Origin of the sequence: Microbacterium maritypicum (genome assembly GCF_041529975.1) — a bacterium.
In the GTDB taxonomy this organism is placed as follows: Bacteria; Actinomycetota; Actinomycetes; order Actinomycetales; family Microbacteriaceae; genus Microbacterium.
The window spans coordinates 3,434,024-3,452,078 of sequence record NZ_CP168030.1 but is presented as its reverse complement, the minus strand read 5'-3'; the positions used below and the strand labels follow the sequence as shown (position 1 = coordinate 3,452,078).

19 protein-coding genes are annotated in these 18,055 nt (G+C 69.3%); 12 read left to right on the top strand and 7 right to left on the bottom strand.

All coding sequences use genetic code 11. The features are described 5' to 3' along the window. The first annotated feature begins 92 nt into the window (after positions 1-92). A complete protein-coding gene (locus ACCO44_RS16740; RefSeq protein WP_372467483.1) occupies positions 93-1,388 on the top strand; it encodes an L-fuconate dehydratase in 1,296 nt (431 codons plus the stop codon). 9 nt (positions 1,389-1,397) lie between these two features. Here ACCO44_RS16740 and ACCO44_RS16735 read toward each other — a convergent pair whose 3' ends face one another. After that, a complete protein-coding gene (locus tag ACCO44_RS16735) occupies positions 1,398-1,934 on the bottom strand; it encodes a CGNR zinc finger domain-containing protein (RefSeq protein ID WP_105711252.1) in 537 nt (178 codons plus the stop codon). 39 nt (positions 1,935-1,973) lie between these two features. Between ACCO44_RS16735 and ACCO44_RS16730 the strand changes: the two genes are divergently transcribed. The 6 genes from ACCO44_RS16730 to ACCO44_RS16705 all read left to right on the top strand — a co-directional run bounded on the left by ACCO44_RS16730 (position 1,974) and on the right by ACCO44_RS16705 (position 8,900). Then, positions 1,974-2,981 (top strand): DMT family transporter, encoded by a 1,008-nt coding sequence (locus ACCO44_RS16730; RefSeq protein ID WP_372467482.1) that lies wholly within the window; start codon positions 1,974-1,976, stop codon positions 2,979-2,981. A gap of 37 nt (positions 2,982-3,018) precedes the next feature. Next, complete coding sequence (locus ACCO44_RS16725; RefSeq protein WP_372467481.1) at positions 3,019-3,684, top strand: GntR family transcriptional regulator; 666 nt, start codon at positions 3,019-3,021, stop codon at positions 3,682-3,684. Between the two features lie 3 nt (positions 3,685-3,687). Then, a complete protein-coding gene (locus tag ACCO44_RS16720) occupies positions 3,688-5,214 on the top strand; it encodes an MmgE/PrpD family protein (RefSeq protein WP_372467480.1) in 1,527 nt (508 codons plus the stop codon). Continuing rightward, a complete protein-coding gene (prpB, locus tag ACCO44_RS16715; RefSeq protein ID WP_372467479.1) occupies positions 5,214-6,116 on the top strand; it encodes a methylisocitrate lyase in 903 nt (300 codons plus the stop codon). Before ACCO44_RS16720 ends, prpB begins: the two co-directional genes overlap by 1 nt. A 2-nt stretch (positions 6,117-6,118) precedes the next feature. Next, positions 6,119-7,252: a bifunctional 2-methylcitrate synthase/citrate synthase gene (locus tag ACCO44_RS16710; RefSeq protein ID WP_372467478.1), complete on the top strand. Its 1,134-nt coding sequence runs from the start codon at positions 6,119-6,121 to the stop codon at positions 7,250-7,252. 172 nt (positions 7,253-7,424) lie between these two features. Next, positions 7,425-8,900, top strand: coding sequence for an MFS transporter (locus ACCO44_RS16705; RefSeq protein WP_372467477.1), 1,476 nt, complete (start codon positions 7,425-7,427; stop codon positions 8,898-8,900). Positions 8,901-8,913: 13 nt separating this feature from the next. Here ACCO44_RS16705 and ACCO44_RS16700 read toward each other — a convergent pair whose 3' ends face one another. The 3 genes from ACCO44_RS16700 to ACCO44_RS16690 all read right to left on the bottom strand — a co-directional run bounded on the left by ACCO44_RS16700 (position 8,914) and on the right by ACCO44_RS16690 (position 10,607). Continuing rightward, positions 8,914-9,417, bottom strand: coding sequence for a ClbS/DfsB family four-helix bundle protein (locus tag ACCO44_RS16700; RefSeq protein WP_372467476.1), 504 nt, complete (start codon positions 9,415-9,417; stop codon positions 8,914-8,916). Further along, positions 9,417-9,845: a hypothetical protein gene (locus tag ACCO44_RS16695; protein ID WP_197021081.1), complete on the bottom strand. Its 429-nt coding sequence runs from the start codon at positions 9,843-9,845 to the stop codon at positions 9,417-9,419. Before ACCO44_RS16695 ends, ACCO44_RS16700 begins: the two co-directional genes overlap by 1 nt. A 96-nt stretch (positions 9,846-9,941) precedes the next feature. Beyond that, entirely contained in the window at positions 9,942-10,607 is a 666-nt protein-coding gene (locus tag ACCO44_RS16690) for a type 1 glutamine amidotransferase domain-containing protein (RefSeq protein ID WP_372467475.1), read from the bottom strand. A gap of 93 nt (positions 10,608-10,700) precedes the next feature. Between ACCO44_RS16690 and ACCO44_RS16685 the strand changes: the two genes are divergently transcribed. Continuing rightward, positions 10,701-11,594: a LysR family transcriptional regulator gene (locus tag ACCO44_RS16685; protein WP_372467474.1), complete on the top strand. Its 894-nt coding sequence runs from the start codon at positions 10,701-10,703 to the stop codon at positions 11,592-11,594. A 22-nt stretch (positions 11,595-11,616) separates the two neighbouring features. Here ACCO44_RS16685 and ACCO44_RS16680 read toward each other — a convergent pair whose 3' ends face one another. Continuing rightward, positions 11,617-12,201, bottom strand: coding sequence for an antibiotic biosynthesis monooxygenase (locus ACCO44_RS16680; protein WP_372467473.1), 585 nt, complete (start codon positions 12,199-12,201; stop codon positions 11,617-11,619). A gap of 416 nt (positions 12,202-12,617) precedes the next feature. Between ACCO44_RS16680 and ACCO44_RS16675 the strand changes: the two genes are divergently transcribed. Genes ACCO44_RS16675 through ACCO44_RS16660 form a run of 4 tightly spaced genes read left to right on the top strand, consistent with a single transcriptional unit; the run spans position 12,618 to position 17,047 of the window. After that, positions 12,618-14,120 carry a CoA-acylating methylmalonate-semialdehyde dehydrogenase gene (locus ACCO44_RS16675; protein WP_372467472.1) on the top strand — a complete coding sequence of 501 codons (1,503 nt, stop codon included), beginning with the start codon at positions 12,618-12,620 and terminating at the stop codon, positions 14,118-14,120. A gap of 38 nt (positions 14,121-14,158) precedes the next feature. Continuing rightward, a complete protein-coding gene (locus ACCO44_RS16670; protein WP_372467471.1) occupies positions 14,159-15,340 on the top strand; it encodes an acyl-CoA dehydrogenase family protein in 1,182 nt (393 codons plus the stop codon). Continuing rightward, the gene (gene mmsB, locus ACCO44_RS16665) at positions 15,337-16,242 is read left to right on the top strand and encodes a 3-hydroxyisobutyrate dehydrogenase (RefSeq protein ID WP_372467470.1); all 906 of its coding nucleotides are present in this window, start codon (positions 15,337-15,339) and stop codon (positions 16,240-16,242) included. Before ACCO44_RS16670 ends, mmsB begins: the two co-directional genes overlap by 4 nt. A gap of 28 nt (positions 16,243-16,270) precedes the next feature. Beyond that, a complete protein-coding gene (locus ACCO44_RS16660; protein WP_372467469.1) occupies positions 16,271-17,047 on the top strand; it encodes an enoyl-CoA hydratase-related protein in 777 nt (258 codons plus the stop codon). A 97-nt stretch (positions 17,048-17,144) separates the two neighbouring features. Here the strand turns inward: ACCO44_RS16660 and ACCO44_RS16655 are convergent, their stop codons facing one another. Both ACCO44_RS16655 and ACCO44_RS16650 read right to left on the bottom strand, forming a co-directional pair. Beyond that, on the bottom strand, positions 17,145-17,588 hold the full coding sequence (locus ACCO44_RS16655) for a YdeI/OmpD-associated family protein (protein ID WP_372467468.1): 444 nt from the start codon (positions 17,586-17,588) through the stop codon (positions 17,145-17,147). Further along, the gene (locus ACCO44_RS16650; protein WP_372467467.1) at positions 17,585-18,055 is read right to left on the bottom strand and encodes an SRPBCC family protein; all 471 of its coding nucleotides are present in this window, start codon (positions 18,053-18,055) and stop codon (positions 17,585-17,587) included. The genes ACCO44_RS16655 and ACCO44_RS16650 overlap by 4 nt, the downstream gene beginning before the upstream one ends.

Sequence of the window (18,055 nt, the reverse complement as noted above, 5' to 3'; positions counted from 1 at the left end):
TGCGGCCCATCTCGTTGACAGTATAGACATCGGATGTTTACACTCCAAGGTATCCGCACGGAAGAGATCCGCCGTGCACGGAGAGGACCCCCGTGACCCGTATCGTCGCCCTCGACACCACCGACATCCGCTTCCCGACGTCGTTGAGCCTGGATGGTTCGGACGCGATGAACCCCGACCCCGACTACTCCGCCGCCTACGTGATCGTGCGCACGGACGCCGAGGACGGCATCGAGGGCCACGCGTTCGTCTTCACGATCGGGCGGGGCAACGACGTGCAGGTCGCCGGGATCGACGCGCTCGCCGGGCACCTCGTCGGCCGCGAGCTCGAACCCCTGCTCGACGACATGGGCGGCACCTTCCGGGCGATCATCGGCGACTCGCAGCTGCGGTGGCTCGGCCCCGAGAAGGGCGTCATGCACATGGCCATCGGTGCCGTCATCAACGCCCTGTGGGACATCAAGGCCAAGCGAGCGGGGCTGCCCCTCTGGCAGCTGCTCGCCCGCATGACCCCGGAAGAACTCGTCGACCTCGTCGACTTCCGCTACCTCGCGAACGCCCTCACCCGCGAGGATGCCCTCGACATCCTGCGCGCCGCGGAACCGGGCCGCGCCGAGCGGGAGCAGCAGCTGCTCGCCACCGGGTACCCGGGGTACACGACGAGTCCCGGCTGGCTCGGATACTCCGACGAGAAGCTCGAGCGGCTGGCCCGCGAGGCCATGGCCGACGGCTTCACGCAGATCAAGCTCAAGGTCGGCGCCGACCTGCAGGACGATATCCGTCGCTTCCGCAAAGCCCGCGAGGTGTGCGGACCGGACTTCCCGATCGCGATCGACGCGAATCAGCGCTGGGAGGTGTCGGAGGCGATCGAGTGGGTGAACGCGCTCGCCGAGTTCCACCCCGCGTGGATCGAGGAGCCGACCAGCCCCGATGACGTGCTCGGGCACGCCGAGATCGCGCGCGGCGTGGCGCCGATCCGCGTCGCCACCGGCGAGCACGCCCAGAACCGTGTCATCTTCAAGCAGCTGCTGCAGGCGGATGCCATCTCCGTCATGCAGATCGATGCCGTGCGCGTCGGCGGCGTCAACGAGAACATCGCCAACCTGCTGCTCGCCGCCAAGTTCGGCGTGCCGGTGTGCCCGCACGCGGGTGGGGTGGGCCTGTGCGAAGCGGTGCAGCACCTGTCGATGTTCGACTTCGTCGCGGTCACCGGCACCCGCGAGGGCCGCATGATCGAGTTCGTCGACCACCTGCACGAGCACTTCGTCGTGCCGACCGACATCCGCGGTGGCTCCTACATGGCGCCGACTGCGCCCGGGAACGGCATGGAGATGAAGGCCGACACCATCGCGGCGTACACCTGGCGGGGGGCGTACATCGGCGCCTGAGTTCGTGCGTCAGTCCGCGGCCCGGCGCGCGCGATAGGCGGCGACGGCGTTGCGGTTCGCGCAGGTCGTCGAGCAGTAGCGCTTCGAGCGGTTGCGGGAGAGATCCAGGGCGATCGCCAGGCAGGTGTCATCCGCACACACGGAGAGGCGCGAGCCCTCCTCGGCGCGGATGACGTCGATCAGCGCCATCGCGGTCTCGATCAGCACGCGCTCCGCCAGCGGATGCTCGTCGGCCACGGCATGGAGGTGCCAATCGACCCCGTCGTGGCGGAGCAGTCGCGGGGTGAGGCGGGACTCGGCGAGGGCGGCGTTGACGAGTTCGGCCATCTCGTCGCGCGGCGCCAGCAGCATGGATCGCAGACGCGGGCGCAGGCGGCGCAGGGAGGCGAGCTCGTCTTCATCGCGGTCGAGTCGTCCGGTGTAGGGGAACTCGCGGAGGAAGGCGCGCTCGTCGTCGAGGTCGACCAGCGTGTCCGGATCCTCGGCCGAGTTCACGAGCCACACGGCGGCGCGGAGACCCTCTTGGGTGTCATCGGTGAAGATCACGTTGACATCTTACAGCGTGCGCGAGTAGCGTCATCGATCATGGTCAGGGTGAGTGATGACAGCGTGGCGGTCGCGTCCGCACGCGGTGTGCGCCTGGGGCTGCCGCTCGCCATCGCGGCCGCGCTGTCGTTCGGCATGTCCGGCGCGTGGGCGCGCGGGCTCATCGACGCGGGGTGGACGCCGGGAGCCGCCGTCACCGCACGCATCTGGGTGGCGGCCCTCGTGCTGCTCATCCCCACGATCCTGTCGCTGCGCGGGCGGTGGGGTCTCCTTCGCCGCAACGCCGGCATGATCCTCGCCTACGGACTGCTCGCCGTCACCGCGACCCAGCTCTTCTACTTCCAGGCCGTCGCCGTCATGGATGTGGGGCTGGCGCTGCTCATCGAGTACACGGCACCGGTCGCGGTGCTGCTGTGGTTGTGGGCCCGGCGGGGTGAGCGTCCGAGTCGCAAGAGCGCCATCGGCGCGGCCATCGCTTTCGTCGGGCTGGTGCTCATGCTCGACATCCTCACGGGGGCCGATGTCGACGTGGCCGGCATCCTGTGGGCGCTCGGAGCCATGGTCGGGGCGGCGACGTACTTCGTGCTCTCGGCCAGAGTCGACACGGGGCTGCCGCCGCTCGCGCTCGCCGGCAGCGGGCTGCTGATCGGTGCACTCGGTCTCACGGCGGCCGGGGCGATCGGCGTCCTGCCGATCGCGTGGACGACCGACGACATCGCCTACCGTTTCGGCAGTGTGCCCTGGTTCGTCCCCGTGCTGGCGATCGGTGTCGTGGCGACGGCCCTCGCTTACCTGCTCGGCATCGCCTCGACGCGGATGCTGGGTTCGCGGCTCGCCTCCTTCGTCGCGCTCGCCGAGGTGGTCGCCGCGCTCCTGTTCGGCTGGCTGCTGCTCGGCCAGCTTCCCGATCTGCTGCAGGGGCTCGGCGGAGTGCTCGTTCTCGTGGGGGTCATCGTGGTCAAGCTGGGGGAGCCCGTCGCTCCGGAGTTCGTGGAGCCGGTGCCCACCCCCGGGAATGTATACGGGAAGCCCGTAGAAAAAGACTGAGAGGCCCGTCCCGCTGCTTTATGTATACACTGAGGGCATGCCCCCTGTTGTCGAGCGCTTCTCCGCGAGTGATCGCGCGTACACGGCCCTGCTCGACGACATCCAGTCGGGTGCTCTTCCGGCCGGCTTCGTTCTCGGGGAGGTCGAGCAGGCCGAGCGTCTCGGTGTGAGTCGCACTCCGATGCGGGAGGCGCTGCGCCGACTGGCCGGCGACGGTCTCGTCGTCCAGCAGTCGCCGCGCGTCACCGTGGTCGCCGACCTGGATGCCGACGACATCCGCTCGCTGTTCGAGATCCGCCGCGCGCTGGAGGAGAGCTCCGCCCGGCTCGCCGCCGTGCGGGGGGACGCCGGTCTGTTCGCCGAGCTCGCCGCGGAGTTCGCGCACGTCGACCTCACCGGTCCCGCAGGCCGTGACGCCTACTACGCGTTGATCGCCCGGTTCGACGGTGCCCTCGATGCGGCCGTCGCGAACGACTACATCGCCTCGGCCCTGCGCACCGTGCGCACGCACCTCGTGCGCGTGCGCCGGATGGCCCGCGACAAGCCCGCCCGACTCGCGGCATCCGCCGCCGAGCACCGCACGATCGCCGAGGCGCTCGCCGCCCGCGACGGCGACCTCGCCGCCCATGCCACCCACGTGCACCTGCACAACGCCCTCACCGGCATCCTCGACTCTCTCGACTCCAGCAACAGCGAAGGATAAGAAATGACCGTCACCCATCACGTCCGTGTGCACCGCAGCGACGAGAACCTCGCGCGCGAAGACCAGCTCGCCTGGAAGATCGCCGAGGTCGCCGCCGACCGGGTCGAGGTCGAGCAGGACGTCGTCGACATGATCATCAACCGCATCATCGACAACGCCTCGGTGGCCGCGGCATCCCTCACCCGCGCGCCGATCAACGCCGCCCGCGCGCAGGCGTTCAGCCACCCCGTCTCCACCGGCGGCGTCGGAGCGAACCTGTTCGGTGCGGCGCTCGACCACCGCACCAGCCCCGAGTGGGCGGCCTGGGCGAACGGCGTGGCCGTGCGCGAACTCGACTACCACGACACGTTCCTCGCGGCGGAGTACTCGCACCCCGGCGATAACATCCCGCCGATCCTCGCGGTCGCCCAGCACACCGGCAAGGACGGTCGGGCGCTCGTGCGCGGCATCGCGACCGGCTACGAGATCCAGATGGACCTCGTGCGCGCGATCTGCCTGCACAAGCACAAGATCGACCACGTCGCCCACCTCGGCCCGTCGGCGGCCGCCGGCATCGGCACCCTGCTCGGGCTCGACGTCGAGACGATCTACCAGGCTGTGGGCCAGGGTCTGCACACCACGACCGCCACTCGGCAGAGCCGCAAGGGCGAGATCTCCACCTGGAAGGCGCACGCCCCGGCCTTCGCGGGCAAGATGGCCGTCGAGGCGGTCGACCGGGCCATGCGCGGGCAGACCAGCCCCGCGCCGATCTACGAGGGCGAAGACGGTGTGATCGCGTGGATGCTCGACGGCAAGGACGCGTCCTACGACGTGCCGCTGCCCGCCGTGGGCGAGCCCAAGCGCGCGATCCTCGACTCGTACACGAAGGAGCACTCGGCCGAGTATCAGGCGCAGGCGCTCATCGACCTCGCCCGCAAGCTCGGGATCGAGAACCCGGCGCTGCGTGACCCCGCGAACATCGACTCGATCGTCATCCACACCAGCCACCACACCCACAACGTGATCGGCTCCGGGGCGAACGACCCGCAGAAGTACGACCCGACCGCATCGCGCGAGACGCTCGACCACTCGGTGCCGTACATCTTCGCGGTGGCACTGCAGGACGGCGGCTGGCACCACGTCGACTCCTACGCCCCCGAGCGTGCGGGCAGCGCCGACACGGTCGCGCTGTGGCACAAGATCACCACGGCGGAAGACGCCGAGTGGACCCGCCGCTACCACTCCGAGGACCCGGCTGAGAAGGCCTTCGGCGGTCGCGTCGAGATCCGCCTGACCGACGGCTCGACCGTGGTCGACGAGATCGCCGTGGCCGACGCGCATCCGCTGGGCGCCCGTCCGTTCGCACGCGAGAACTACATCGCCAAGTTCCGTCTGCTCGCCGAGCCCGTGTTGGAGCCTGCCGAGATCGAGCGGTTCCTCTCCCTCGTGCAGCGCCTGCCCGAGCTCACGGCCGCCGAGGTCGGCGAGCTGTCGATCGTCGCGAAGCCCGGGCTGCTCGAGGCTGCTCCGGCGCCTGCGGGACTGTTCTGATGCTGTACTCCACCGTCACGCCCGCCGAGAAGCGGCGGCTGTTCCGGGAGCGGCTGGCGAGCGGCGAACTGCTGCGCTTCCCCGGAGCCTTCAACCCGCTGAGCGCCCGGCTGATCGAGCAGAAGGGCTTCGACGGGGTCTACATCTCCGGTGCCGTGCTCGCAGCCGACCTGGGGCTGCCCGACATCGGCCTCACGACGCTGACCGAGGTCGCCGGACGGGCGAAGCAGATCGCCCGCATGACCGACCTCCCCGCGATCGTCGACGCCGACACCGGCTTCGGCGAGCCGATGAACGTCGCCCGCACGATCCAGGAGCTCGAAGACGCGGGCCTCGCCGGCACGCACATCGAGGACCAGATCAATCCGAAGCGCTGCGGCCACCTCGACGGCAAGGCCGTCGTCGACGAGAACACCGCGATCAAGCGCATCCGGGCTGCCGCCGACGCCCGACGCGACCCGAACTTCCTCATCATGGCGCGCACCGACATCCGGGCGATCGAGGGGCTGGATGCCGCGATCGATCGGGCCCAGGCGCTGGTGGATGCCGGTGCCGACGCGATCTTCCCCGAGGCGATGCGCACGCTCGCCGAGTTCGAGGCGATGGCCGAGGCGCTCGACGTGCCGATCCTCGCGAACATGACCGAGTTCGGCAAGAGCGAGCTGTTCTCCACGGACCAGCTGCGTGATGCCGGCGTCAACCTGGTCATCTGGCCGGTGTCGCTGCTGCGCATCTCGATGGGGGCCGCCGGTCGTGCTCTCGATACGCTGAACGACGAGGGGCACCTGACCTCGAAGCTCGGCGAGATGCAGCACCGCGCCGATCTCTACGATCTGATCGACTACGAGTCGTACAACCATTTCGACTCCGGCGTCTTCAACTTCACCATCACGAAGGAGTGACCATGACCGAGCCGGACATCAAGAAGGGCCTCGCGGGGGTCGTCGTCGACACGACCGCGATCTCGAAGGTCAACCCCGAGACGAACAGCCTGCTGTACCGCGGATATCCCGTGCAGGAGCTGGCCGACACTCAGCCGTTCGAGGCCGTCGCCTACCTCCTGTGGAACGGCGAGCTGCCGACGCCCGAAGAGCTCGCCGCGTTCCGTCTCGAAGAGCGGAAGCACCGCGCGCTCGCCGACAACGTCAAGGCCGCGATCGACCTCGTGCCGCTCGACGCCCACCCGATGGACGAGGTCCGCACCGCGGTCAGCCTGATCGGCGCCTCCGACCCCGGTGCGGGCGGTTCGGTGCTCGACGCCGGTGGCAGCCCGGAGCAGAACCTCGAGCGCAGCATCCGCCTGTTCGCGGCACTGCCCGCGATCGTCGCCTACGGTCAGCGTCGCCGTCGCGGGCAGGAGATCATCGCCCCGCGTGACGACCTCGACTACTCCGCGAACTTCCTCTGGATGACGTTCGGCGAGGAGGCGGACGGCGTCGTGGTCGACGCGTTCAACCGCTCGATGATCCTGTACGCCGAGCACTCCTTCAACGCCTCGACGTTCACCGCGCGCGTCATCACCTCGACCCTGAGCGACATCTACTCGGCGGTGGTCGGCGCGATCGGCGCCCTCAAGGGACCGCTGCACGGTGGGGCCAACGAGGCCGTGCTGCACATCTTCGACGACATCGGCACGGCCGAGAACGTCGTGCCCTGGCTCGACAAGGCGCTCTCCGAGAAGCGCAAGATCATGGGCTTCGGGCACCGGGTGTACAAGAAGGGCGACTCCCGGGTGCCGACCATGAAGGCGGCGCTCGACACCCTCGTGGAGCACTACGAGCGCCCCGAGGTCGCCGCCCTCTACGACACTCTCGAGTCGGAGTTCGTCGCCCGCAAGGGCATCTATCCGAACCTCGACTACCCGTCGGGTCCGGCGTACAACCTGATCGGCTTCGACACACTGACCTTCACGCCGCTCTTCGTGGCGGCGCGGGTGACGGGGTGGACCGCGCACGTGATCGAGCAGGCCGGATCGAACGCGCTGATCCGTCCGCTGTCCTTCTACGACGGCCCCGACGAGCGACACGTCGAGAGCTGACCCACGACCGACCGCGAGAAGGCCCCGTCCCCGGACGGGGCCTTCTCGCGGTCGGTCGCGCGCCCGATGCGCTGTAGCGCGCCGTCGGCCGGGGGTCAAGGCGATGCGGCGAATTCTCGGGCGGAGTAGAACCGAATGCGGGGCGAAGGCGTCGCCTCGTGAAGGAGGCTCCATGTCCGCATCCGACGTGACCGTCAAAGAGGTCCGGTCGCTCGTCCCCGCACGGATGGACCGGCTGCCGTGGTCTCGGTTCCATTGGATGATCGTCGTCGGACTCGGATTCTCCTGGATCCTCGACGGCCTCGAGGTGCAGATCGTCGCCGCGAACGGGTACGCCGCGACTCTGGGCATGGGCCCCGCTGAAGTCGGCCTCGCGGGAACCTGCTACCTGTTGGGCCAGGTGTTCGGTGCGCTGGTGTTCGGGCGTCTCGCCGACCGGCTCGGCCGCAAGAACCTCTTCCTCGTGTCGCTCGCGGTGTATCTGATCGGCTCCGCCATCGCCGGACTGTCCTTCGCGCCCTGGTTCTTCTACATCTGGCGGTTCGTCGCGGGCGCGGGCATCGGCGGCGAGTACGCCGCCATCAACTCGGCGATCGACGAGATCATCCCCGCGAAGTACCGCGGCCGCGTCGACATCGCGATCAACGGCACCTACTGGGGTGGCGCCGCACTCGGTGCGGTGGCGAACATGTTCTTCCTCAACACCGACATCCTCCCCGCCGACCTCGGCTGGCGGCTCAGCTTCTTCGTCGGCCCGGTGCTCGGCATCCTCATCATCTGGCTGCGGCGGCACATCCCGGAGAGCCCGCGCTGGCAGATGACCCACGGGCGCGAGGAAGAGGCGGAGCGCAACGTCGACGAGATCGAGGAGCGCATCCGCAAGGAGGGCAAGACGATCGACCCGGTCGACGAGAGCAAGGCGATCACGGTCAAGGAGTACGGCAGCGTCCCGCTCCTCGTGATCGCGAAGGTGCTGTTCAAGAAGTACCCGCGGCGCACCCTGGTCGGCATCACGATGATGGTGACCCAATCGTTCCTCTACAACGCGATCTTCTTCACCTACGCGCTCGTGCTCGAGAACTTCTACGACACCCCGCCGGCGTCCGCGTCGCAGTACTTCATCGTGTTCGCGGTCGGCAACCTCGCCGGCGCACTCATTCTCGGGCACTTCTTCGACACGTGGGGTCGGCGGCGGATGCTGTTCTCGACCTACGTGCTCGCGGGCCTGATCCTCCTCGTCAGCGCGTTCCTCTTCAACGCAGGGGTGCTGAACGCGGCCACGCACACGGCGTTCTGGTGCGCGTCGTTCTTCTTCGCCTCGGCGGGGGCGTCGGCGGCGTACCTGACGGTGAGCGAGATCTTCCCGCTCGAACTGCGCAGCCAGGTGATCTCCTACGTCTTCTCGATCGGCCAGCTCGTCGGGGCCATCGCGCCGGTGCTCTACGGGTCGCTGATCGGTGCGAGTGCCGAGACGGGTGACCGCGGTCCGCTGTTCTGGGGGTACGTGCTCGGCGCGGCGATCATGATGTTCGGCGGCGTCGTCTGCGGCATCTTCGGGGTGAGCGCTGCGGGCAAGTCGCTGGAGGACATTGCGGATCCGCTCTCGCTCGTCGAGCCTGCGAAGAAGGGGGTCTCACCGGGGAGATGACCGGACTGCGTGCTCAGAGCGTCCGAAGCCAGCGGCGGATGCGGCCGCGGGCGTTCCGGTACGGCGATGCGGTGTTGAGCGAGATCATGCGACCCATGGTCCAGGTGCGGTACCACGGGGTGCCGTAGAGCTCTTCCTCCGAGCGACTCAGAACGAGGGCTTCGATCCGCTGCTCAGCCTCGTCGAGTCGTGCCCGCAGCGCCGCCCAGGGCTCGCCCTCGTGGTCGCGGTAGAAGCGCTGAGCCAAGGCGCCGAGGTCATTCCAGCCGAAACCGGCCGCCGGCATCTCGTCGGGGAGCCCGGCGGCGCGACGGTCGTGCCAGGTGAGCACCTGCTCGTTCCAGCCGATCAAGTACGCGAGAAGATCCGCCGGGCTCATCATCGTGCTCTTGACGTGACCGGACAGCACGGGTTCTCGGGCGGACTCCGTCGGCACCCGATCGAGGTCGGCGCGCAGGCGGGCATACTCCGTCCGGATCGCGGTGAGCAGCTCGTCCTTCGACGCGGGTACCGCCATCAGTGGTCCCTGATGTCGCGCGCGAACAACGGTCGAGGCCGAGCGCCCAGTGCCAGCACGGCGAGCACGGTCTGGACGAGGCCGGTCGCGAAGAAGATGCCGTGCAGCGGCGACCACTCGAGGAGCACCGCGATCTCCACGAAGATCCAGATCATCATGGTGAGGCCGGCGGCGGCGTGCAGCCCCCACGCGAGAGCGAATCGTCCGAACTGCGCGACGAGAGCCAGAGCCTGCATTCCGCCGACGACGATACCCAGGATGATCCCCGGCCAGACGTAGGAGTGGAAGACGCTGCCCTCGAGCCACTCCGGCGGCAGCCCCATTCCTCCGCCGACCGTCAGCCCGACCATTCCGATCAGTGCGGACACGAGGTTGATCGCCGCGACTGCGGCGAGAGCGACGCGGAGGGCGCGGGGGGTCGATCGCATGCGCTCACCGTACCGGCAGGCCTCGCCGTGTGCGGGAGGAGCGGGCGTGGAAAACGGTCGGAACCGGCGCCGCGCAGGTCGCGGCGCCGGTTCCGATCAGGCGAGTGCGGCGACGAGCGCCAGAGCCGCGGATGCCGAGGACTGCGGGTTCTGGCCGGTGATGAGGAGCCCGTCGACCACGGTGTGATCGCTCCACGGCGAGGCGATGTCGACCTCGGCGCCGCGGGCGCGCAGCTCGCTCTCGAGCAGGAAGGGCGCACGGTCGGCGAGGCCACCGAGGCGCTCCTCCTCGTCGGTGAACCCGGTGATGCGGCGTCCGGCGACGACCGATTCCCCTGCCGCGGTACGCGCCGGGAGCAGAGCCGCGAGACCGTGGCAGACGGCTGCGAGCGGGCGTCCGGCGGCGAGCGTCGCGGTGATCAGCGCGGCGGAGTCCTCGTCGATCGCGAGGTCCTGCATCGGACCGTGGCCGCCGGGGTAGTAGACGGCGTCGTAGGCGGAGGGATCGATGTCGGCCAGCACCAGAGGGGTGGCGAGCCCGTCGATCGCGGCGATCGACTCGGCGTCGCCTTCGGTGAGGCTCCCGGCGTCGGCGACCGGAGCGACGCCACCGGGGGTTGCGAACGAGACGGAGTGGCCCGCATCGCGAAGTGCGCGGTAGGGGGTGAGCAGTTCCTCGGCCCAGTAGCCGGTCGGGTGCTCGGTGCCGTCCGTGAGGGTCCAGGTGCGGGCGCCGGTGACGACGAAGAGAACTGAGGACATGCGTGCTCCAGAGGGTCGGACGGCGGATGCCGTGGGATGCGGATACGGGGGACAACCGCCCCTCATCGTCACCGATTCCGATACATTCTCGATATGACCGATCGGAATGACGATGGCTTGCGCGATCTCGCGCTCTGGCGGACGTTCCTCGCCGCACACCGGTCCGGGTCGGTTTCTGCGGCAGCCCGGACGCTGGGGCTCGCGCAGTCATCCGTCACGACCCAGTTGCAGGCGCTGGAGCGCAGCGTGGGTGCACCGCTGTTCGTCCGGCACGCCAGGGGCATCCGTTCCACGCCGCGAGCGGATGACCGGGCCGCGCGCCTCTCGGGCCCCCTCGACGCGCTCGCGCTGGCGCTCGGGAACCCGCCACCCGCAGAGGCGCCGCCGGTGCGCATCGGCGGGGCGGCGGAGTTCATCGAACGCGTGGGGATGCGGGCGCTGGCATCGATGGTCGCCGACGGTCGGCGGATCGCGGTGACGACGGGGCTGGCGGACGAGCTGCTCGAGCAGCTGCGAATGGGCAGTCTCGACCTCGTGGTCTCCGCCGTCCGCCCGAAGGGGCGCGCACTTCCGACTGCCGCTCTCGTCGATGAGGAGTTCGTCCTCGTCGCCGCGCCGTCGCTCGATCTGGACCCGCGACGCGGGATCACCCCGGATGACCTCGAGTCCGTCCCGCTTCTCGCCTACGCGCACGATGTACCGATCCTGCGGCGGTACTGGCGGCACGTGTTCGGCGTGCGGCTCGACCGAGAACCGGCGCTGATCGTTCCCGACCTGCGGGCGCTCGCCGCGGCAGCCGTCGCTGGCGCGGGGGCGACCGTGCTGCCGACCGACCTGATCAGCGAGGAGCTCGCCGACGGGCGGCTGGTCGTGCTGCGAGAGACCGACGATCCGCCGATCAACACGCTCTATGCGGTGCGCCGACCCGGTCCCCTCACCGATGCCGTCGCCGAGATCGATCGGGCGCTTCGAGCCGCCGTCGCCTGATTGCCGGGCGCCAGGGAGGGCTTCAGCGCGCGAGCCAGTTCCGCAGCGAGCGGGTGACGAACGGGAGTACCCAGTAGGCCATGATCGGCGTGAGCACGAGAGTGGTGACGAGCACGCGCAGCCAGATCGGCAGCTCGTTCCATCCGGGGACGGGGCTCATCGCGTAGGTGAATGCGAGGTTCACGGGGAAGAAGCCCAGCCAGATCGAGGTCGCCTGCTTCCATCGCGGCGGAGCGGGGGCGACGGTGACCGTCTCGGTGGTGCCGTCGGCTGCCGGGAGCGTGATGGTCCCGGTGGTCGGCTCGTCGAACCAGCCTTCGATCCCGGTGCGCCGCTTGGAGCGCTCGCTGCGCACGAAGCCCTCGCCCATCGAGAGCCACCAGGCCCGCTCGGCCGACTGCTCCCACGCGGTGAGCGAGTCCTCGCTCGCGAAGCGGTACAGCATGTGCCACACCTGCGAATCCTCGCCGGCGCGCACCCAGCCGGAGCCGAGGAAGCCCGGGTACTTCGTCGCGAGGTTCACGCCCGTCTGCACCCAGGCGGTCGCCTCGACGATGCGCTCGGGGTCGACTTCGCGGCGGATGGACACGGTGAGGGGTTCGGACATGGTGCGGTCCTCGGGGAACGGGCGGCCGGGGTCGGGACGCCGAAGCGGATGCGCCAGGGGTGGCAGCGCACCGTCGATTCTAATTCGGATGCGGAGGGCTGCAGGCCGCTTCGGGCCCGGACGGAGAGGACCCCCGCCGACCCGATTCGGCGGGGGTCTCGCGGCGTGGGCGCCGCGACGGGAGCGAGAGTGCTCACCGTGCGCGCGGTAGACGTGACACCCGATCCGGTCTGAGTCTCTGTCCGCGCACCTGCAGTTGTACCCGGGCGAGATGACGCGGCGGTGAACGGGGCGCGAACAACCACGCTCCGCCGCATTCTCGAGCCGACCGGAAATGCAAGGACGTCCTAGTAAATATCCGGCCCTCCGAGTAAACTCCTCATTGTGCCAACGACGGCACGAAGGGACGTCACACAATGACTCGTACTATCCCGCACTTCGTGGGCGGATCGCTTCTCACCCCCGACTCCGGTCGCTTCGCCGACGTGTTCGATCCGAGCACGGGTGCCGTGCAGGCGCGTGTGCCGCTGGCCTCCGCCGACGAGGTGCGCCGCGTGATCGCTAACGCCGAAGAGGCGCAGGTCGCGTGGGCCGCGACCAATCCCCAGAAGCGGGCCCGCGTGCTGCTGCGGTTCCTCGACCTGGTGCAGCGCGAGATGACCTCGCTGGCCGAATTGCTGGCGAGTGAGCACGGCAAGACGGTCGACGATGCGAAGGGTGACATCCAGCGCGGGCTCGAGGTCATCGAGTTCTCCGCCGGAGCGCCGCATCTGCTGAAGGGCGAGTACTCGACGGGGGCCGGTACCGGCATCGACGTCTACTCGATGCGTCAGCCGCTCGGGGTGGTCGCCGCGATCACGCCCTTCAACTTCCCCGCGATGATCCCGCTGTGGAAGGCCGGCCCCGCGCTCGCCGCGGGCAACGCGGTCGTGCTCAAGCCCAGTGAGCGCGACCCCTCCGTGCCGGTGCGCATCGCCGAGTTGTTCCTCGAGGCCGGGCTGCCGGCAGGAGTGCTCAACGTCGTGCACGGCGACAAGGAGGCCGTCGACACACTGCTCACCGACGACCGCATCCGCGCCGTCGGGTTCGTCGGCTCCACGCCCATCGCCGAGTACATCTATGCGACCGCGACGGCGCACGGCAAGCGGGCTCAGTGCTTCGGCGGCGCGAAGAACCACATGATCGTGATGCCGGACGCCGACCTCGACCAGGCCGTCGACGCGCTGATCGGTTCCGGCTACGGCTCGGCGGGCGAGCGGTGCATGGCGATCTCGGTCGCGGTCCCGGTGGGGCAGGAGACGGCTGATGCTCTCGCCGCCAAGCTCACCGAGCGTGTGGCGCAACTGCGTATCGGACCCTCTCTCGCGACCGATGTCGACTACGGACCTCTGGTCACGCGGGCGGCCGTCGAGCGGGTCGAGGGCTACATCCAGCAGGGTGTCGACGAGGGTGCGACGCTGCTCGCCGACGGCCGCGGATTCGTCGTCGAGGGGCACGAGGCGGGCTTCTACCTCGGACCGACCCTGTTCGACCACGTCACCACCGACATGGCGATCTACCGCGAGGAGATCTTCGGCCCGGTGCTGGTGATCGCCCGCGCCGCCGACTACGAAGAGGCGCTGCGGATGGCATCCGAGCACGAGTACGGAAACGGCGTCGCGATCTTCACCCGCGACGGCGATGCCGCCCGCGACTTCGCCGCACGCGTCGAGGTCGGGATGGTCGGCGTGAACGTCCCGATCCCCGTCCCGATCGCCTACTACACGTTCGGCGGCTGGAAGCGCAGCGGCTTCGGCGACCTCAACCAGCACGGCACCGACGCCTTCCGCTTCTACACGAAGACCAAGACGGTGACGAGTCGTTGGCCCGCGGCGGGCATCCGCGACGGAGCCAGCTTCGTCATCCCCACCATGCACTGATCCCCACGTCCCGGCACGAGATCCCACAAGGACACATGATGACCATGACCACCGTCACCACCACCGCTGAGGAGCGCGAGGCGATCCTCAGCGCCGTCCGCGAGTTCGCCGAGGGCGAGCTCGCCCCCTTCGCCGCCGAGCGCGACGAGAAGCACCTCTTCCCGCGCGAGTCGCTGAATCGCGGCGGAGAGCTGGGGCTCGGCGGCATCTATGTGCGCGAGGACTTCGGCGGTGCCGGCCTCAGTCGCAGCGACACCGTCGCGATCTTCGAGGAACTCGCCAAGGGCGACCCGGCGGTCGCCGCGTACATCTCGATCCACAACATGGTCGTGTGGATGATCGACACCTACGGCGACGACACGCAGCGCGAGACCTGGCTGCCGCAGCTCACCGCGATGCAGGAGTTCGGCGGCTACTGCCTCACCGAGCCGGGCGTCGGTTCCGATGCCGCCAACGTCGCGACCAGTGCGGTCCGCGAGGGCGACGATTACGTGCTCACCGGGATGAAGCAGTTCATCTCCGGTGCCGGCGAGGCCGCCGTGTACGTCGTGATGGCCCGCACGGGGGAGCCCGGTGCCCGCGGCATCAGCGCATTCCTGGTTCCCGGCGACGCCGAGGGGCTGAGCTTCGGCCCGCTCGAGAAGAAGATGGGCTGGCACGCGCAGCCGACCCGTCAGGTGATCTTCGACGGCGTCCGTGTCCCGGCATCCGCGATGCTCGGTGACGAGGGGCGGGGGTTCGCGATCGCGATGTCGGCGCTCAACGGCGGTCGCCTCAACATCGCCGCCTGCTCGCTCGGCGGCGCGGAGTGGGCACTCGACAAGGCGGTGCGGTACGTGCACGAGCGGGTCGCGTTCGGCGAGCCGCTCGCCGAGAAGCAGGCGATCCTGTTCGCGATCGCCGACATGCGCACCGAACTGCACGCCGCCCGGCTGATGGTGCGCGACGGTGCCCAGGCCGTCGACGAGCAGGCGCCCGACGCGACCATGCGCTGTGCGATGGCCAAGCGCTTCGCCACCGATGCCGGCTTCGACGTCGCCAACCGGGCGCTGCAGCTGCACGGCGGCTACGGGTATCTGCAGGACTACGGGATCGAGCGGGTCGTCCGCGACCTGCGGGTGCACCAGATCCTGGAGGGGACGAACGAGATCATGCGACTGATCGTCGGACGCGAGATGCTGCGACCCGCGGGTTCGAGCTCGATGCGGAGCGCATCATGACCGTGTCGTCCTCGAAAGCGGTCGTCGCTTTTCTCGGCCTCGGACACATGGGTCTGCCGATGGCGAAGAACCTCGTCGCCGCCGGCCATGAGGTGCACGGCTTCGATCTCGTGCCCGCGGCCATCGAGGCCGCGCAGGCTGCCGGCATCCCCGTGGCGGCGAGCGGGGCGGATGCCGTGGCGCATGCGGATGTCGTCATCACGATGTTCCCCGCGGGGAAGCACGTGATCGAGGCGTATCGCACGGAGCTGCTCGCGGCCGCGCGACCGGACACCCTCTTCATCGAGTCGTCCACCATCGCGGTCGACGAGGCCCGCGCGGCCCACGCACTGGCGCTCGCCGCGGGACACCGCAACCTCGACGCCCCGGTCTCGGGCGGAGTCGTGGGGGCCGAGAACGGCACCCTCGCGTTCATGGTCGGCGGGTCGGAGGAGGACTACGCGGCAGCGCTCCCGCTGCTCGAGATCATGGGCAAACGCATCGTGCACTGCGGTGGTCCCGGGCTCGGCCAGGCGGCGAAGGTCTGCAACAACATGGTGCTCGCGGTCTCGCAGATCGCCGTCGCCGAGGCCTTCGTGCTGGGGGAGCGGCTCGGGCTCGAGCACCAGGCGCTGTTCGACGTCGTCTCGCAGGCATCCGGACAGTGCTGGTCGATCACGACCAACTGCCCTGTTCCCGGGCCTGTGCCCACGAGCCCGGCCAACCGCGACTATCAGCCCGGCTTCGCGGGGGCGCTCATGGCGAAGGACCTCGGCCTTGCGCTGCAGGCCATCGAGCAGACCTCGACCGACGCACGCATGGGCCGGCTCGCTCAGGAACTGTACGCCGCCTTCGCCGCCGGCGACGGTGCGTCCCGTGACTTCTCCGGCATCATCACCGACATCCGCGACGGCGTCGTGTGATGATCGGTACTTCGACGGAGAGGGCGATATGACCGAGTACGAGACGATCCTGGTCGAGCAGCGAGGACGGGTCGGGTGGATCACCCTGAACCGTCCCGAGGCGCTGAACGCGCTGAACAGCCGGCTTGCAGAGGAGGTCACCGCCGCCGCCGTCGCTTTCGATGCCGACGAGGGGGTGGGAGCCATCGTGGTCACCGGCTCGGAGAAGGCTTTCGCGGCCGGTGCCGACATCAAGGAGATGGAGGGCATGTCCGCGGCGCAGATGCTCGAGACCGACCACTTCGGCGTCTGGCACGAGTTCGCCGCCGTGCGCACTCCGGTGATCGCGGCCGTCTCCGGGTTCGCCCTCGGCGGCGGGTGCGAGTTGGCGATGATGTGCGACATCATCCTGGCCGCCGACAACGCCAAGTTCGGTCAGCCCGAGATCAACCTCGGCGTCATCCCCGGCATGGGCGGCACGCAGCGCCTGATCCGCGCGGTCGGCTACTACAAGGCGGCCGAACTGGTGCTCTCCGGGCGCTTCATGGGCGCGGAGGAAGCAGAACGAGCCGGGCTCGTGTCCCGCGTCGTGCCGACATCCGATCTCCTCGCCGAGGCGACGAAGCTGTCCGACACGATCGCCTCGAAGTCGCTCCCGTCGGTGTACGCCGCGAAGGCCGCACTCGACGCCGCGATGGAGACGACCCTGGCCGAAGGGCTCGAACACGAGAAGCAGGCGTTCGCCGCGCTGTTCGACACCGCTGATCAGAAGGAGGGCATGTCGGCCTTCCGGGAGAAGCGGTCGCCCGACTTCCAGAACCGCTGATCCGCCCGTGCACAACTCCTCAGAAAAGTCGTCGGGCTGGCCGCCGCGCCGCCTCGGCGCTCACGTCGCGAGGATTCTTGCGGAGTTGTGCACCGCCTCAGTCGCGGAGGGCGTCGACGATCTTCGCGATGCGTCGCTCGCGCGTCGCGTCCTGCTTCGCGTCGGTGACGGAGCGCGCGTGCTCCTTGCGGACGGAGTACGACAGGGCGTCGAAAGCGGCGCGCACCCCGGGGTCGGCATCCAGGGCCGCGGCGAGTTCGTGCGGAACGTCGACCGTGCGCTCGGCCGAATCCACGCGGATCACGGCATCGACGTCCTGCCCGATCTCGAGTCCGAGGTCGGCGCGCACGGCCTTGCTGAAGCCGATCATGTTCTCGCTGCCCATACGGGCCACGCGCAGTCGGGCCGTCCGGCCGTCGATCGTCACGGCGACCGGGAAGGCCTTGCCGGCACCGAGCGACGCGACCTGCTCGTCCGTGAGCAGGATCGCCGCAGCCGGGCCACGGCCGGTGAGGACGGTGTGCAAGCGCAGTTCGCTCATGCCGAAAGCGTACGCCCGGGTCCCTCGAATTCCGCGGCCAGGATCGCGTTGCGCTCCAGGATCAGCCGACGCATGTACGCGCGCAGGAACATCGCGTCGACCAGGCGGCCGAGCGGCCCCAGCGGCGAATGGAAAGTCACGGTGTCGTGCATGAGCGTGCCGGCCGGATGCTCCTCGAAGCGGTGCTGGTGCAGGAAGTCGCGGAACGGGCCGGCGATCTGGCGGTCTGAGAAACCGCGTGGGGGATCGACGTCGAACACGATCGACCGCAGGCGGAAGGGGATACCGAAGTGACGCGCCCGCCACGTGGCCGTCGATCCCTCGGTGAAGACCCCGCCCGCCGGGGCCTCGATCATCGTCTCGCCGTACCGGGCCATGCTCTTCACGTGGAGTTCCGGATCGAGCGATGCGGCGAACACTTCGGCAGGAGCGGCCGCGATGACCGACTCGAGCGTGAACCGTGCCAT